Raw genomic sequence first — 13,505 nt, 5'->3', positions numbered from 1 at the left:
ATATATCCCTAGGAGCACACGATGGATACGCTTACATTTGTGGGCATGACGGGCAGCCTGCGCCGCGCCTCACGCAACAAAGGCCTGCTGCGCTGCTGCGCCTCGCATCTGCCGGAAGGCGTGCGCATGGAAATCGCGGATATTTCCGCCCTGCCCTTTTATAATGAAGATCTGGAAAAACCCCAGGCCGTCAAGGATCTGGTCGCCCAGGTGACCGCCGCCGACGCCCTGGTGCTGGCCTGCCCGGAATACAACTATTCCATGGCCCCGGCCCTGAAAAACGCGCTGGACTGGCTCTCGCGCGAGCCCGAACTGGCCCCGCTCAACGGCAAGCCCGCCTGCCTGCTGGGCGCGGGCGGCGGCATGGGCACAGCGCGCAGCCAGTACCAGATGCGCCAGACCTGCGTATACCTGAACCTGCTTCTGCTGAACAAGCCGGAATTCTTTTCCAACGCCTTTTCTCCGGCTTTTGACGCCGACGGCGATCTCGTCGATGAAGGGCTGATCAAGCAGGTAGCCGCGCTGATGCAGGCTCTGGCCGACTGGACGCGCTTTTTGAAAAATGCCTAGGCTCACCCCTCCGCACGGGCGCCCCGCGCCGGAAGTCCGGCCGGAAGCCGACGGCAGCGGATAATAACAGGCAGGCCGTGGGATACGCCCACGCCTGCCTGTTATTATTTTTTGGAGGAGAGTGCCTTACCCCGACGAAGCCACCTTGCGTACCAGCAACTCGTCGTCCGGCCAGATACGGCGATCCGGGGTGAGCAGTTCGCCCTGACGGGCCACCAGGGCGGTTTCCTCGGCCAGGCCCAGAGCTTCCAGCAACTGGCGGGCTGTTTTGGGCCTGGGCAGGGAAAGGCGGCGTTCCTCGGGCTGCACAAGCACTGTGACGCGCGCGCCGCAGTGCTCCGGCCTGACGATCTGGACATGGTTTTCCGCTTCGGTTGCCGTCATGGATGTTTCTCCGTTCCGCATGCAAAGGTTATCCTCAATCTCCCGCCCGTCGCCGTCACGGACCGCATATCCGGCGCGCCGCAGCAGCCGCACGGCCCCGGCGGCGGAAAAGGCCTGCCAGTCCCGCTCGGACGGCGCGCTGTCGCGCGGAATGGCTCCTTTTTCCACCACCACGATATTGGCTCCGGCGGTCATATTTTCCAGAGCGGCCGGATGCGCGCAGACCCCGGCCAGACGCCCGCCCCCGGCCAGGCGGAAAATCGCGGCCAGCTGAGCCAGACGCGCCGGGCTCAGGGGCGGCTGGTCGCCCAGGGGCGTGCCCGGCACGGGCACTCGGGCCATGACGCCGGAAATGCTCGCGCCCGTGGCCATGATCCGCAAAAAACAGTCCGCCAGTTCCTGATCCGCGTGTTCCGGGCCCACCGGCTCCACCAGGGCCACCAAACGCAGGCCCGCGCGAACCGCCGCCAGCATGGTGGCTTCGCGCACGTCCGGGTCAAAGGCCGTATCACGCCCCTCGCGCACGCGGATGGTGTGATAAACGCCCGAACCACCGGCCCGGCGCACGGCCAAAGCCGCGTCCGCGTCAAACTCGCCGGTGTTCAGAATGATCTCATAGCCGCCGGGCACGGCCTTGCGGATGGCGGCCAGCATGCCGCAGAGCGCGTCCAGGTCGTAGGACTGAGTGGTGCGCAGCACCACGAAACGCGCGCCCGCCGCCACATAGGCCCGCGCGTGGGCGATGATCTCCGTCTCCGTATAACTGCGCGGCGCGTCGATAAGTTTCCAGGCTTCCCCCAGGGAGCAGAAGGCGCAATTCATGGGGCAGGGCGTATAGTCCAGGCCCAGCGCGCCCCAGAGGTACGCGCGGCCCCCATCCAGAGCCAGGGCGGCCTTGTGCGCGGCATGGCGCAGATACAGGGCCTCATCCGAGGCCGGAGGCACGGCCAGCAGTTCCAGCAGGGCCTCCCGCTCCAGAGCCTCGCCCCGCAGGCAGCGCCGCAGGGCCATGTCCGCCTGGGCCCGCGCCACGCTCACAGCAAACCCTCAAGCATATCGCAGGCGGCACAGACCAGAGGCGCGCAGACCGAGGCGAAAAGGCCTTTTTCCACAATCAGGGCGCGCTGCTCGGGAACGGTCAGGTCATAGCCCAGAATCTCCCGGCAAAGCAGGCCGTTATGGGCCTCGGCAAAGGCGGCGGTGAAGGCGTCCCGCCGGGCGTACAGACTCCGCTGCTCGGCGCGCGAGCACGCGCCGCCGTGGCCGTGGGCCAGGCCCAGAACCATGAGCGCGCCCGTCACGCAGCCGCAGACATCCGCCCGGCCCAGACCGGAGCCGAAGCAGGAGGCCGTGCGCATCGCCACGTCCGGCGCGATGCCCAGGCGGTCGGCAAAATGCGCGAAAACCTGCTGCGCGCAAACAATGCGCTGTCCGAAATCGGCCTGCGACTCCGCCACGGTTTTGCTCTTGGCCATGCCCTCTCCTCCTCACAAGAAATAATACAGCAGGGTCACCAGAACCATACTGGCGGCGCGCAGCCCCTGATTGGCAAGAATCAGGCGCAGGGCCAGGGCCGGGCGGAAAAAGCCCGTGTAGGACGGCAGCTGGTGCCGGACGGCCCGCATGGGCGTGGACAGGATGTTGCCCACCATCAGGGCCAGCACCACGTCGCGCGGCGAAAGCGCCCCGGTCTGGAGCACGCTGCCAGCCGCGCCCAGGGCCGCGCCCAGCTCGGCGGCCAGATGCAGCACGATGATGCCCATGGCCTGCGGCTTGAGAAAAGAGAGCCACCCCATATGGGCGGCCAGCCATTCCTCGGCCAGATTGAAAAAACCATAGAGCTGCAAGAGATACATCAGCACATAGACCGGCACCGTAAAATAGACCAGCTTGGGCAGACGGCGGAGAAAGCGCTTCCAGGCCTTGCGCAGGGCCGCGCCCCAGTCCGTGCGGGCGTCGCCGTCCGCCTTGCAGACCAGACAGCCCGGCGGGGGCGGCGGCAGCAGGCGGCGCGCCAGCAGCACGGTAAAGCCGGTGCGTCCGGCGGCGGCCAGCAGGGTAAGCCCCACGTAGGTCATGGCGGGCGCGCCCAGCACCGGCCAAGTCAGCAGAAAAATGGTGGGCGTGTGCACCAGATAGGCGGGCAGGCTGTTGAACAGGTTCGCCAGCATCAGCTCGCGGCCCGAAATTTCTCCCGAGCCGTGGCTGTCGGACAAAAGGCCGTTGGCCGCCGCCGGGGACACAAACGCCAGGGAGAACGACGCCCCGGCCACTTCGCGCAGATGGGCCGTGCGGGCCAGGGGCGCGGCCAGACGCGCCAGATAGCGCGTCCAGCGCAACGCCTCCAATAAATTGGCGATGAGCAGGCCCACGGCCAGGCCCAGCAAAAGGCGCAGCATGGGCCAGAACAGGGCGTGCCAGAGGGCGGCCAGGGAAAAGGGGGCGTCGGGGCTCGGCAGCATGGCGCAACGGGTTTCAGGCGTCTTCGGGACGGAAGCCGGGGTCCGGCGGCAGATCCCGCCGCCCGGCATAGGCACGGGCCAAAACGTCGCAACGCTCGTTTTCCGCATGGCCCGCATGGCCGCGCAGCCAATGCAGACGCACCGTATGCCGCCCCAGCTCGGGCAGCAGTTTTTGCCAGAGGTCCACGTTTTTGACCGGCTTTTTGTCCGCCTTGACCCAGTTTTTCTTCTGCCAGGACCTGAGCCAGCCTTTTTCCACCGCATTGCGGACGTATTGCGAATCCGTATACAGCTCCACCGCGCAGGGTTCCCTGAGCGCGGCCAGGGCTTCCAGGACGCCGGTGATCTCCATGCGGTTGTTGGTGGTCAGGCGGAAGCCGCCCGCCAGTTCCTTGCGGTGATCCGTGCCCTCCAGACAGAGCACGGCGGCCCATCCGCCGGGGCCGGGATTGCCCAGGCAGGAGCCGTCGGTATGGATAACGACCTGCTTCATCGACTGTTTGTATCCTTACTGTTGCGTTGGGGTGGGAGTTGCCACGGCGGCAGCATACACGTCTCGCGACGGGCGGGCAAATGCGGCGGAGGGGAGCAGCCAGGTTCATCTACGGGTCTGTTGACCATCCGGTACGCACTTCGTATTCTACGGCAAAGGAGATCGCCATGCAGCTGACTCTGGAAGAAATCGTCATGATTGCCGTGGAAAATCAGCACATCATCCTTGAGCAGGAATTGAAAAAGGGCGTGCCGCTGAACTATCTTGACGACAATGGGCAGTATGTCCTGCGTTATCCTGACGGACATATGGAGGCAGCAGATCTGCCGGAAATCCGGCAGGCAGGATGACGTATGCCCCGGCTGCTGTGCATCTGCGGCCCCAACGGGGCCGGCAAGAGTACGTTTTCCTGAGCCATTGCCATGCGGGAAAACCTGCTGGTCATTGATCCGGATAAACTTGCGGCGGAAGGGCTTTCACCCATTGCCGCAGGCAAAGCCGCCGCGCGCATGAGCCGCCTCTTTCTTCAGGAAGGCGTCTCCTTTGCTCGTGAATCCACACTGACATCACATTTTGATTTCGTCCTGATGAGAGAAGCCAAGCGGCTTGGTTATGAAGTGGAGCTTGTCTATATCCGTCTGGCTTCCTCCGCTCTGGCTTTGGAGCGGGTCGCCGCGCGCGTGGGCCGTGGTGGACACGGCGTTCCGTCTCAGGATTGTGGTACGACGTTTTTCGCGAAGTCTCGAAAAACTGTCCAAGGCTGTGAGACTGGCCGATAAGGTCACAATTCTAGATAATTCCTCCGGCAACTATATCAAATTCGCATAGCTTGCACGCGTCCGCGAAGAACCCGATTTCCCTTGGGGAGCCGGGTCAACAAACCGGCCCGGCCCGTCCATGCCGCCAAGGAGAGATCATGCCCGTTTTTGCCGCCAACCTGACCATGATGTTCACGGAGCTTCCCTTCCCCGACCGCTTCAGCGCGGCGGCGGATCAGGGCTTTCAGTGGGTGGAGTTTCTTTTCCCCTATGATTTCGCACCCGAGGCCCTGGCCCGCGCTCTGGAGCGCAACGGCCTGCGGCAGGCCCTTTTCAATCTGCCGCCCGGCGACTGGTCCGCCGGGGAGCGCGGCCTGGCCTGCCTGCCGGGCAGGGAAAAAGAATTCGACGCCGGACTGGAAAAAGCCGTGCTGTATGCCGAAGCCCTGAACTGTCCCCGCCTGCACGTCATGGCCGGCAATCGCCCTCCGACGGTTCCGGACGACGTTTCGGAACAAATCTATCTGAACAATATCCGGCGGGCGGCGCAACGCCTGGCCGACGAAAGTCTGGAGCTCTGCCTGGAGCCCATCAACCATTACAGCATGCCGGGCTATTTCCTGCGCACCCAGGAACAAGCCGCCGCCTGCATCGAAACGCTGGGCCTGCCCAACGTGCGTTTGCAATTTGACTTTTTTCACTGCCAGATGGAACAGGGCAACGTCTCCGGGCGACTGCGGCGTTTTTTCCCGCTTGTGGGGCACTGCCAGCTGGCGGGCGTGCCTGAACGGCACGAGCCGGATCAGGGCGAGCTCAACTATCCCTATCTGTTCGCCCTACTGGACGAGCTGGGCTATCAGGGCGTGGTGGGTTGCGAGTATATTCCGGCGGACGACACCGCAAAGGGCCTGTCCTGGGCCCGCGCCCACGGCCTGACGCCCCGGCGCTGAGACATTTTTTCAGACACAAGGAGCATTCTATGCCGCAACGGACATACGCGGTCATCGGTCTGGGGGCCATCGGCCTGGGCATGGCGCAATCCCTGCTGCGCGCGGGCCTGAACGTCATCGGCTGCAATCGCGGCCCCGGCCCTCTGAATGTCTTCGCCGGGAACGGCGGCCGGACCACCCATGACCCGGCAGAGGCCGCCAAGGCGGCGGACGTGCTTTTTCTGGCAGTGGTCAACGCCGCGCAGGCGGAAGACGTGCTCTTCGGCCGGGGGCAGGCAGCGCGGGCTCTGAAGCCGGGCAGCCTGGTCATTGACTGCGTTACGGTCAAGCCCGCCTTTGCGCGGGAGATGGAACGGCGTCTGGCCGAGCTCGGCCTCCTCTATCTGGATGCGCCGGTTTCCGGCGGCCCGGCCCAGTCCGCCGCCGGGCAACTGAGCATCATGGCCTCGGGCCTGCCCGAGGCCTTTGCCAGGGCCGAAACCGGGCTCAAGGTCGTGGCCTCCGTGGTGCACCGCCTGGGCAACGAGGCAGGCAAGGGCTCGGCCATGAAGGTGGTCAATCAGCTGCTGGCAGGAACGCATATCGCCGTGGCCGCCGAAGCCATGGCCCTGGGCCTGCGCATGGGTCTGGCGGCCGAGGACGTCTATGCGGTCATCACCAGCGCCGCCGCCAATTCCTGGATGTTTGAAACCCGTATGAAGCATGTGCTCAGCGGCGATTATACGCCCTTGAGCGCTGTGGACATCTTTGTCAAGGATCTGGGCATCGTCAGCGAGACCACGCGGGAGCAGGCCATGCCCGCGCCCCTGGCCGCCGCCGCGCTGCAACAGTTTGTGGCGGCCCAGGCGCGCGGTCTTGGCCGGGAAGCCGACGCGGCGGTGATCAAGACCTTTCCCGGGATTGAGCTGCCCTCAAAAGAATAAGGGCGTCGGCCTCCCGCCCTGCAACAGCCGTCAGCCGTCAATCTGGCTTTGCGTGAAGGGATCGGCGCGGTGCCCTTCCAGGGGGATGGCGGCCAGCGCAACGTCGAACTCCCGCAGCTCCGCCGGGGAAAGGCGCAGCGCGGCCGCCCCGATGTTTTCCCGGAGATGCGCCTGATTCGTGGTGCCGGGAATGGGCGCGACCCAAGGGTATTGCGCCAGAATCCAGGCCAGCGCGAATTGCGCGGGCCTGGCGTTTTTGCGTTGCGCCCAGTCGCGCAACAGCGCTACCAGCGGCATGTTCTTTTTCAGGGCTTCGGGCGTGAAGCGCGGCAACGTGGCTCTGCGGTCGGCCTGTGCAAAACGGCTGTTTTCGTTGAGGACTCCGGTCAGAAAGCCGCGCCCCACCGGACAGTAGGGCACAAAACCGATACCGAGCTCGCGCAGAGTCGCAAAAATTTTTGTTTCCGGCTCGCGCCACCAGGCAGCGTATTCGCTCTGCACCGCCGCCACAGGCTGAACGGCATGCGCCCGGCGAATGGAGGCGGCCCCGGCCTCGGACAGCCCGAAATGCCTGACCTTGCCCTCCCGGATGAGCTCCCCCACAGTTCCGGCCACATCTTCCATGGGCACCTGGGGGTCCACCCGGTGCTGGTAGAGAAGATCGATATAGTCTGTGCGCAGCCGCCGCAGCGAACCCTCCACCGCGCGCCGGATATGGTCGGGACGGCTGTTCAGGGTTCTGGGCGCGCCCTCCTCCACGCCGAAGCCGAACTTGGTGGCAATGACCGCGCGATGACGAACGGGAGCGAGGGCCTCGCCCACCCATTCTTCACTGATATGCGGGCCATAGACCTCGGCCGTGTCGAAAAAGGTCACGCCCTCGTCAAAGGCCGTGCGGATCAGGGCAATCATGGCCTTCTTGTCATAAACGCCGCCGTAATAGCCCACCATGGGCAGGCAGCCCAAGCCGACGGCGGAGACTTCCAGCGGGCCCAGCCTGCGGCGCGGCATGGACACATTCCGTGCCACAGCCACGGCATCCCCCGCACGGCTTTCCCCCATGCCCGCCAGCAAGACGGCCATGCCGAAAGCGAGTCCTCCGGCCATGAATTGACGCCGTTCCCGCGATACAATTGTTCCTCTCATCTTCGCGTTCCTCCTTCCGGGTAATTTTACTTTTTCGCCGCTGCCGTCTGCCTGTCGCACAGCGCCACAGGCACGGCCTCCAGTAAAACACGTTCCTCAATCATATCCCTGGTCGTGTGAAAGTATTTCCGAAAATGCGGCGTTTGGCGGTGAGCCTCATAGGCCCGCTCATCCACGTACATCTCAAAAAAGACCAGTCTGGTCGGGTCATTTTTGTCCGCCACGGCATAAATCGCCACAACGCCGGGCTCCAGGCGCAGGGAGGCGGCCATTTCCTCCCGGACCACAGCTGTGAACGCCTCCACTTGATCCGCTTTTATCCGCAGCTGCGCCATGCGGATGACCGCGGCATCGGCCGCAATGACAGGATGCGGCACACAGAGCGCCAACGTGGTCGCCAGGGCCGATGCGCAAAAGATGTTGCGAAATTTCATAAGCGTGAGTTCTCCGTTGTGTTCATGAATCGCAATGCGGATATGGGCCGTCTGCCCGCTCATCGCCCTGATTGGGCGGCTGCTGGGCATGATCCGGTTATAGTGGCGGCAGAAGCCCCGGAATAGAGCGGATTCCGGCAAAAAATTGCCTGATTGTGTCAAAAGGCTGTACAGCCAAAAAATTCCTTCTTATAAAAAAACGTCAGTCACAGCCGGTCTTCGCGACGGGAATGGGGTGTGGAAATGGAAGGAGACAAGCGAAAAGGCGGGGTCGTCCTGGAGGAACAGGAGCGTGAAAAGGCGGCGGCCATCAATGAGGAACTGAAACTGCTTCTGTTGCGGCATCTGGAGCAACCGGCAGTCCGGCCGACCGCCATTGCGGGCCTGACCCTGGTCCGCCGTGAAGCCGCCAACAGTTCGGAGCGCTGCTTTGAAAAACCCCTGGCGTCCATTCTCGTACAGGGCAGCAAGCATACGGTCATCGGCACGCGCGCCTTCAGCATTGCCGCAAAACAATGCCTGGTTGCCGCAGTGGACATGCCCAGCACATCATACGTGGTTGATCCGACGCCGGAAAAACCTTTTCTTTCTCTTTTCTTTTATCTGGACAGGCAGCTGATTACCGATCTGGCTATGGAAATGGAGCAGGATTTACCGCCTTCCGGCGAAGACAGCCTGGGCGTGGCGGTTGCCGATGCGGAGCCGGACCTGCTGGAAGGCGCGTTACGCTTGGTAAAGCTTCTGGGCAAGCCGGAGCAGATCCCCATGCGCGCGCCCATGATCATGCGCGAGCTGCATTATCTGCTGCTTACCGGCCCGCAGGGCGGCATTTTGCGGCGGCTGCACACGCTCGGAACGCAGAACAACCGGATCGTGCGGGCCATTTCACTGCTGCGGCGCAATGTGAACGCGGCAGTGCGGATGGACGATCTGGCCCGGCAAGTGCATATGTCCGTCTCAAGCCTGCACCGGCATTTTAAGACGGTTACGGGGCTCAGCCCGCTGCAGTATCACAAGCAGTTGCGTCTGTACGAAGCGCGGCGCCTGATGCTGACGCAGCACGAGAACGCGAGCGGAGCGGCCCTGGCCGTGGGCTATGAAAGTCCCACCCAGTTCAACCGCGAATACAAACGCATGTTCGGCGAACCGCCGCATCGGGATATAAGCCGTCGCAGCCGCGCATCGTGATCGACGGCGGGCGCGGGCGGCGGCCCGTGAATGGCGAAACCCCGCCAGGGCTGTACCCTGGCGGGGTTTCCGCTCCACTGCGCGCCGTGTGGATTAAAAATTCCCGGGCTTGCAGACTATCTCGTTGATCTTCGTATCCAGAATATTGTTGGCATGCGCCGGGTGCATGATGACCGCGGTGTCCGCCCCGCGGCCGCTGCCCGCCACCACCATGATCTCCTCGCCGTGGGGGATCAGGCCCGCGTCCAGGGCCATGACCGCGATCTCCACGCAGACCTTGACGCCCTGGCCGAGCATGCGCAGGGTGTCGGCCATCAACTCCACCGGGCCCACGCCGCCATGCTTCCTGCTGATGCCCCGCTCCGCGCCGCTGAGCACATGGGTTGCGGCAAGCACCCGGATGCCCGCGCGCTCAAGTTCTTGCCGGGCCGCGTCCGTGATTTTTGTTTTGCCCGGTTCCTTGAAGCCGTAGGCATTGGTCACGCACACGACCCGCGCGCCCTTCGCGCCGATGAACAGCCTGGCGGTGTCTCCGCTGCCGCTGGCCACGACGATATGCCTGATGTTCCGTTCCGCCGCCGTCTTCAGGGCCAGCTCCACGCATTGCTCGGTATTGCCCGCGCCTTTTTCGTCAAAATACATGGCAGTTCTCTCCTCACAGAAACGACCCGGCAAACGTGAGAAACACGCCTGCCGGGCCAGGGTCGGACTTCACTAGGGCCTGTTAACACTATTTCAGAGCTATAACAATTAACGCAAAGACGACAAAGGCCAGGAACATGACATCGAGCTTATCGAACCGAGTAAAAACACGGCGGAAGCCTTTGAGCCTCCTGAAAAGCCGTTCTACCTCATTACGTCTTTTGTATAGCTCTTTGTCATACTCCCACGGTTTCAGTCGGTTGGGATTGGGCGGCACCACCGGAGTGAAGCCCAACTCACGTCCCAAGCGAGTCGTTTCATTACCCTCATATGCGCCATCCATAAGCAAGCTGCACGGCGCTGGCATCGGCCCCAACTGGACAAGCAGCCTGCGCCCCTCGGGGGCATCGCCGGCGTTGCCGGGAGTGAGGCTGAAATTCAACGCGCATTCAGCATTCGCGGCAACCATATGAAGCTTGGTCGTCCAGCCGCCTCTGGACTTTCCGATGGACTGCGGACCTGTTTTTTTAAGGCCCCTGTTCCATCGGGATGAACCTTAACAATAGTACTGTCGAGAGAAACTGCTTCTATTTTAAGGCGGAGTATCTGCTCTTGTTGAAGGCGTTCAAATATACGGTCAAGAACTCCGTTCTTGCTCCAGCGGTTCATACGCGTGTAGATGCTGTGCCAACAGCCAAAATTTTTCGGCAGTCCACGCCATTTACACCCATGCTCCGCAACGTACAGAATCGCATTCAACACCTGGAGATTGTCAAAATGGACATTACCTCTTTGGCGCGGGAAGCAGTCAGCGATTCTCTCATATTGTTCGCGAGTAATTTGCATAAGACATTCTTACGGAATACTCGCTCTTTGTCAAATAGTGTGAACAGGCCCTAGAGCTTTTTACACTTGAAATGCGGGCAGGCGGGAATCAATACCTGTACATCTCGGCCTTATACGGGCCTTCCACCTGCACGCCGATATAATCGGCCTGTTCCGGGGTGAGCCTGGTCAGCTTGGCGCCCAGGCGGCCCAAGTGCAGGCGGGCCACTTCCTCGTCCAGTTCCTTGGGCAGGGTGTAGACCTTCTTTTCCAGGTTTTCCTTGGCCAGCTTGATCTGGGCCAGGGTCTGGTTGGTGAAGCTGTTGGACATGACAAAGCTGGCGTGGCCCGTGGCGCAGCCCAGATTGACCAGGCGGCCTTCGGCCAGAATCAGAATGCTGCGGCCGGACTTGAGAGTCCACTTGTCCACCTGGGGCTTGATGTTCAGCCTGCTCACGCCGGGCGTGTTTTCCAGGTAGTTCATGTCGATTTCATTGTCGAAGTGGCCGATATTGCAGACAATGGCCTCGTCCTTCATGCCTTCCATGTGCGCGCCGGTGATCACGTGGTAATTGCCGGTGCAGGTCACGTAAATGTCGCCCAGGGGCAGGGCGTCTTCCACGGTGGTCACTTCATAGCCTTCCATGGCGGCCTGGAGCGCGCAGATGGGGTCGATCTCGGTCACCAGCACGCGCGCGCCGAAGCCGCGCATGGACTGGGCGCAGCCCTTGCCCACGTCGCCGTAACCGCAGATCACCACCACCTTGCCGGCCACCATGATGTCCGTGGCGCGCTTGATGCCGTCGGCCAAGGACTCGCGGCAGCCATAGAGGTTGTCGAACTTGGACTTGGTCACCGAATCGTTGACGTTGATGGCCGGGAAGAGCAGCTTGCCTTCCTTTTCCAGCTGATACAGGCGGTGCACGCCGGTGGTGGTTTCCTCAGAAACGCCCTTCATCCCGGCGGCAACCTTGTGCCAATGCCGCGGATCTTCCTTGAGGCGCAGGGCCAGGCGATCCAGCACGCATTGGAATTCCTTGTTGTCGGTCTTCTGCTCCAGAATGGAGGGATCGTTTTCGGCCTCCACGCCCTTGTGGATGAGCAGGGTGGCGTCGCCGCCGTCGTCCACGATGAGATCCGGGCCGGAGCCGTCGGGCCAGGTCAGGGCCATTTCCGTGCACCACCAGTAGTCCTCAAGGGTTTCGCCCTTCCAGGCGAAGACCTTGGCCAGGCCCTGCTCGACGACGGCCGCGGCCGCGTGGTCCTGGGTGGAGAAAATGTTGCAGGAGGCCCAGCGGATGTCCGCGCCCAAGGCGTGCAGGGTTTTGATCAGCATGGCCGTCTGGATGGTCATGTGCAGGGAGCCCATGACCTTGAGGCCTTGCAGGGGCTTCTGGGAACCGTATTTTCTGATGCATTCCATAAGGCCGGGCATTTCCCGCTCGGAAAGCTGCATTTCCTTCCCGCCGAAATCGGCCAGGCTGAGATCCGCCACTTTGTGGGGCAGCCTTAAATCCAGTGCTTTGGTCATCTTCGCTCTTCTCCTTGGAAGTTTTTGGCGTGTGCGGCGCATTTGAAAAATCGGGATGCTCTGGGAGCTGTTTCCCAATTAGAGGGTTTTGCCTTTCCAGCGAGGAAAACGAGCTTTTTACGGCGGGAGTATACTCTTATGGTATTCGACCAGAGTGAAAAGCGACGTTTGACGAAGCCAGAAGGCAAAAGAACCGATTTAGAAACAACTCCTAACGGGCTTCCGCGCCCGTCAGCAACAGCGCAAGCCCCCGTCCCACGGGTTGCCGCGCGCTGTCCAGAACGGCAAAACCGGCCTGCTCCAGACTCGTCGCCAATTCGTTTTCCTCAAAGCCCAGCCAGCGGTCGCCGTAACGGCTGCGCATGGTTTCGTCGTTGTGGCGCAGAAAATCCGCCACGAACAGACGCCCGCCGGGGGCCATGATCCGGCGGATCTCGCGCAGGCCTTCCTCCGGCGCGGACAAATGGTGGAGCACAAGGTTGATGCAGGCGAAATCCGCCTCATGGTCGCGCAAGGGCAGATGGCTGAGCTCGCCGATGCGCAGGGAGACGCGGCCTTCGGCCAGGTCCTCCTGGCTGAAGCGGCGGCGGCAGAGTTCCAGCATGCGGGCCGAGCCGTCCACGCCGATGACCCCGCGCGCCAGGGGCAACAGGCGGCTGAGCACCGCGCCCGTGCCGCAGCCCAGATCCACAGCCGTGCCGCAACCTTGGGGCACGGCGGCGCAGACGGCTTCAGGAAGGTCGAATGCCCCGAGCACCTCGCGGTTGAGTTCATCCCAGTCTTCGGCAATGGCATTGAAAAACTGGCGGGTCTTGCGGGCTCGCTCTTCCAGAATCTGGGCCGCCATGGACAAATCCGCGCGCATGACGGCGTCGGCGGGCACAAAGGGCATGACCGCCCGCAGAAAATCGCGCTCCTCACCGGCGCGCGGCGCGGCATAAAACACCCACAGCCCGTCCCGGCGCGAAGTCAGCAGACCTGCCTCGGTCAGGATTTTCAGATGTCGGGAAACCCGCGACTGGCCCATACCCAGAATGCTCACCAGCTCGTTGACCGAGAGCTCGTAATGCAGCAAAATGTGCACAAGCCGCAGCCGGGTTTCATCGGAGAGGGCCTTGAAATGCAGCAATGCCATGGAACGCCTTTTTCCCTGTGTAAATCAAGTTAGATTGATGTAAATATCAGTATATCCGGATATA

The 13,505-nt window shown here is 62.5% G+C and carries 16 protein-coding genes; 6 read left to right on the top strand and 10 right to left on the bottom strand.

Features of this window, described 5'->3' with window-relative positions; all coding sequences use genetic code 11:
• Positions 1-21 precede the first annotated feature (21 nt).
• Positions 22-570, top strand: a complete 549-nt coding sequence (locus HMPREF0326_RS03745) for an NADPH-dependent FMN reductase (RefSeq protein WP_008683011.1) — start codon at positions 22-24, stop codon at positions 568-570.
• A gap of 126 nt (positions 571-696) precedes the next feature.
• Here the strand turns inward: HMPREF0326_RS03745 and HMPREF0326_RS17295 are convergent, their stop codons facing one another.
• Genes HMPREF0326_RS17295 through rnhA form a run of 4 tightly spaced genes read right to left on the bottom strand, consistent with a single transcriptional unit; the run spans position 697 to position 3,909 of the window.
• Positions 697-1,992, bottom strand: coding sequence for a hypothetical protein (locus HMPREF0326_RS17295; RefSeq protein WP_020990219.1), 1,296 nt, complete (start codon positions 1,990-1,992; stop codon positions 697-699).
• Positions 1,989-2,429 (bottom strand): C-GCAxxG-C-C family protein, encoded by a 441-nt coding sequence (locus HMPREF0326_RS03735; RefSeq protein ID WP_008683009.1) that lies wholly within the window; start codon positions 2,427-2,429, stop codon positions 1,989-1,991. The genes HMPREF0326_RS17295 and HMPREF0326_RS03735 overlap by 4 nt, the downstream gene beginning before the upstream one ends.
• A 12-nt stretch (positions 2,430-2,441) precedes the next feature.
• Entirely contained in the window at positions 2,442-3,416 is a 975-nt protein-coding gene (locus HMPREF0326_RS03730) for a membrane protein (protein WP_008683008.1), read from the bottom strand.
• A gap of 13 nt (positions 3,417-3,429) precedes the next feature.
• Positions 3,430-3,909: a ribonuclease HI gene (rnhA, locus tag HMPREF0326_RS03725; protein WP_008683006.1), complete on the bottom strand. Its 480-nt coding sequence runs from the start codon at positions 3,907-3,909 to the stop codon at positions 3,430-3,432.
• A 167-nt stretch (positions 3,910-4,076) separates the two neighbouring features.
• Between rnhA and HMPREF0326_RS03720 the strand changes: the two genes are divergently transcribed.
• The 4 genes from HMPREF0326_RS03720 to ltnD all read left to right on the top strand — a co-directional run bounded on the left by HMPREF0326_RS03720 (position 4,077) and on the right by ltnD (position 6,540).
• Entirely contained in the window at positions 4,077-4,259 is a 183-nt protein-coding gene (locus tag HMPREF0326_RS03720; protein ID WP_009303380.1) for a hypothetical protein, read from the top strand.
• Between the two features lie 72 nt (positions 4,260-4,331).
• Positions 4,332-4,688 carry a hypothetical protein gene (locus tag HMPREF0326_RS15845; RefSeq protein WP_008683003.1) on the top strand — a complete coding sequence of 119 codons (357 nt, stop codon included), beginning with the start codon at positions 4,332-4,334 and terminating at the stop codon, positions 4,686-4,688.
• A 137-nt stretch (positions 4,689-4,825) separates the two neighbouring features.
• Complete coding sequence (otnI, locus tag HMPREF0326_RS03715) at positions 4,826-5,617, top strand: 2-oxo-tetronate isomerase (protein WP_008683001.1); 792 nt, start codon at positions 4,826-4,828, stop codon at positions 5,615-5,617.
• Between the two features lie 29 nt (positions 5,618-5,646).
• A complete protein-coding gene (ltnD, locus tag HMPREF0326_RS03710) occupies positions 5,647-6,540 on the top strand; it encodes an L-threonate dehydrogenase (RefSeq protein WP_008682999.1) in 894 nt (297 codons plus the stop codon).
• A gap of 30 nt (positions 6,541-6,570) precedes the next feature.
• Here ltnD and HMPREF0326_RS03705 read toward each other — a convergent pair whose 3' ends face one another.
• Both HMPREF0326_RS03705 and HMPREF0326_RS03700 read right to left on the bottom strand, forming a co-directional pair.
• A complete protein-coding gene (locus tag HMPREF0326_RS03705) occupies positions 6,571-7,686 on the bottom strand; it encodes an aldo/keto reductase (protein WP_008682998.1) in 1,116 nt (371 codons plus the stop codon).
• A gap of 26 nt (positions 7,687-7,712) precedes the next feature.
• Positions 7,713-8,120, bottom strand: a complete 408-nt coding sequence (locus HMPREF0326_RS03700; protein ID WP_020990218.1) for a putative quinol monooxygenase — start codon at positions 8,118-8,120, stop codon at positions 7,713-7,715.
• A gap of 243 nt (positions 8,121-8,363) precedes the next feature.
• On the opposite strand from HMPREF0326_RS03700, the gene HMPREF0326_RS03695 reads away from it, so the two are divergent.
• A complete protein-coding gene (locus HMPREF0326_RS03695; protein ID WP_008682994.1) occupies positions 8,364-9,308 on the top strand; it encodes an AraC family transcriptional regulator in 945 nt (314 codons plus the stop codon).
• A gap of 93 nt (positions 9,309-9,401) precedes the next feature.
• Here the strand turns inward: HMPREF0326_RS03695 and HMPREF0326_RS03690 are convergent, their stop codons facing one another.
• The 4 genes from HMPREF0326_RS03690 to HMPREF0326_RS03675 form a co-directional block, all read right to left on the bottom strand.
• A complete protein-coding gene (locus HMPREF0326_RS03690) occupies positions 9,402-9,950 on the bottom strand; it encodes a pyruvate kinase alpha/beta domain-containing protein (RefSeq protein ID WP_008682993.1) in 549 nt (182 codons plus the stop codon).
• Positions 9,951-10,038: 88 nt separating this feature from the next.
• Positions 10,039-10,796 (bottom strand): IS5 family transposase gene (locus tag HMPREF0326_RS16630; RefSeq protein WP_147568319.1). Its coding sequence is split into 2 segments (ribosomal slippage): positions 10,039-10,472 and positions 10,472-10,796, totalling 759 coding nucleotides; the frame shifts between segments, so codons are not numbered across the junction.
• 88 nt (positions 10,797-10,884) lie between these two features.
• The gene (ahcY, locus tag HMPREF0326_RS03680) at positions 10,885-12,306 is read right to left on the bottom strand and encodes an adenosylhomocysteinase (RefSeq protein WP_008682990.1); all 1,422 of its coding nucleotides are present in this window, start codon (positions 12,304-12,306) and stop codon (positions 10,885-10,887) included.
• Between the two features lie 211 nt (positions 12,307-12,517).
• On the bottom strand, positions 12,518-13,441 hold the full coding sequence (locus tag HMPREF0326_RS03675) for an ArsR/SmtB family transcription factor (RefSeq protein ID WP_008682989.1): 924 nt from the start codon (positions 13,439-13,441) through the stop codon (positions 12,518-12,520).
• Between the last annotated feature and the right edge of the window lie 64 nt (positions 13,442-13,505).

This window comes from Desulfovibrio sp. 3_1_syn3 (assembly GCF_000145315.2).
Classification (GTDB): domain Bacteria; phylum Desulfobacterota; class Desulfovibrionia; order Desulfovibrionales; family Desulfovibrionaceae; genus Desulfovibrio; species Desulfovibrio fairfieldensis.
The sequence above is the reverse complement of the archived record's forward strand: the minus strand, read 5'-3'. Positions and strand labels throughout refer to the sequence as shown.

Coding starts and splice junctions, on each gene's coding strand:
- HMPREF0326_RS03745 (WP_008683011.1), top strand. CDS start 22: ATGGATACGCTTACATTTGTGGGCATGACGGGCAGCCTGCGCCGCGCC.
- HMPREF0326_RS03735 (WP_008683009.1), bottom strand. CDS start 2,429: ATGGCCAAGAGCAAAACCGTGGCGGAGTCGCAGGCCGATTTCGGACAG.
- HMPREF0326_RS03730 (WP_008683008.1), bottom strand. CDS start 3,416: ATGCTGCCGAGCCCCGACGCCCCCTTTTCCCTGGCCGCCCTCTGGCAC.
- rnhA (WP_008683006.1), bottom strand. CDS start 3,909: ATGAAGCAGGTCGTTATCCATACCGACGGCTCCTGCCTGGGCAATCCC.
- HMPREF0326_RS03720 (WP_009303380.1), top strand. CDS start 4,077: ATGCAGCTGACTCTGGAAGAAATCGTCATGATTGCCGTGGAAAATCAG.
- HMPREF0326_RS15845 (WP_008683003.1), top strand. CDS start 4,332: ATGCGGGAAAACCTGCTGGTCATTGATCCGGATAAACTTGCGGCGGAA.
- otnI (WP_008683001.1), top strand. CDS start 4,826: ATGCCCGTTTTTGCCGCCAACCTGACCATGATGTTCACGGAGCTTCCC.
- ltnD (WP_008682999.1), top strand. CDS start 5,647: ATGCCGCAACGGACATACGCGGTCATCGGTCTGGGGGCCATCGGCCTG.
- HMPREF0326_RS03705 (WP_008682998.1), bottom strand. CDS start 7,686: ATGAGAGGAACAATTGTATCGCGGGAACGGCGTCAATTCATGGCCGGA.
- HMPREF0326_RS03700 (WP_020990218.1), bottom strand. CDS start 8,120: ATGAAATTTCGCAACATCTTTTGCGCATCGGCCCTGGCGACCACGTTG.
- HMPREF0326_RS03695 (WP_008682994.1), top strand. CDS start 8,364: ATGGAAGGAGACAAGCGAAAAGGCGGGGTCGTCCTGGAGGAACAGGAG.
- HMPREF0326_RS03690 (WP_008682993.1), bottom strand. CDS start 9,950: ATGTATTTTGACGAAAAAGGCGCGGGCAATACCGAGCAATGCGTGGAG.
- ahcY (WP_008682990.1), bottom strand. CDS start 12,306: ATGACCAAAGCACTGGATTTAAGGCTGCCCCACAAAGTGGCGGATCTC.
- HMPREF0326_RS03675 (WP_008682989.1), bottom strand. CDS start 13,441: ATGGCATTGCTGCATTTCAAGGCCCTCTCCGATGAAACCCGGCTGCGG.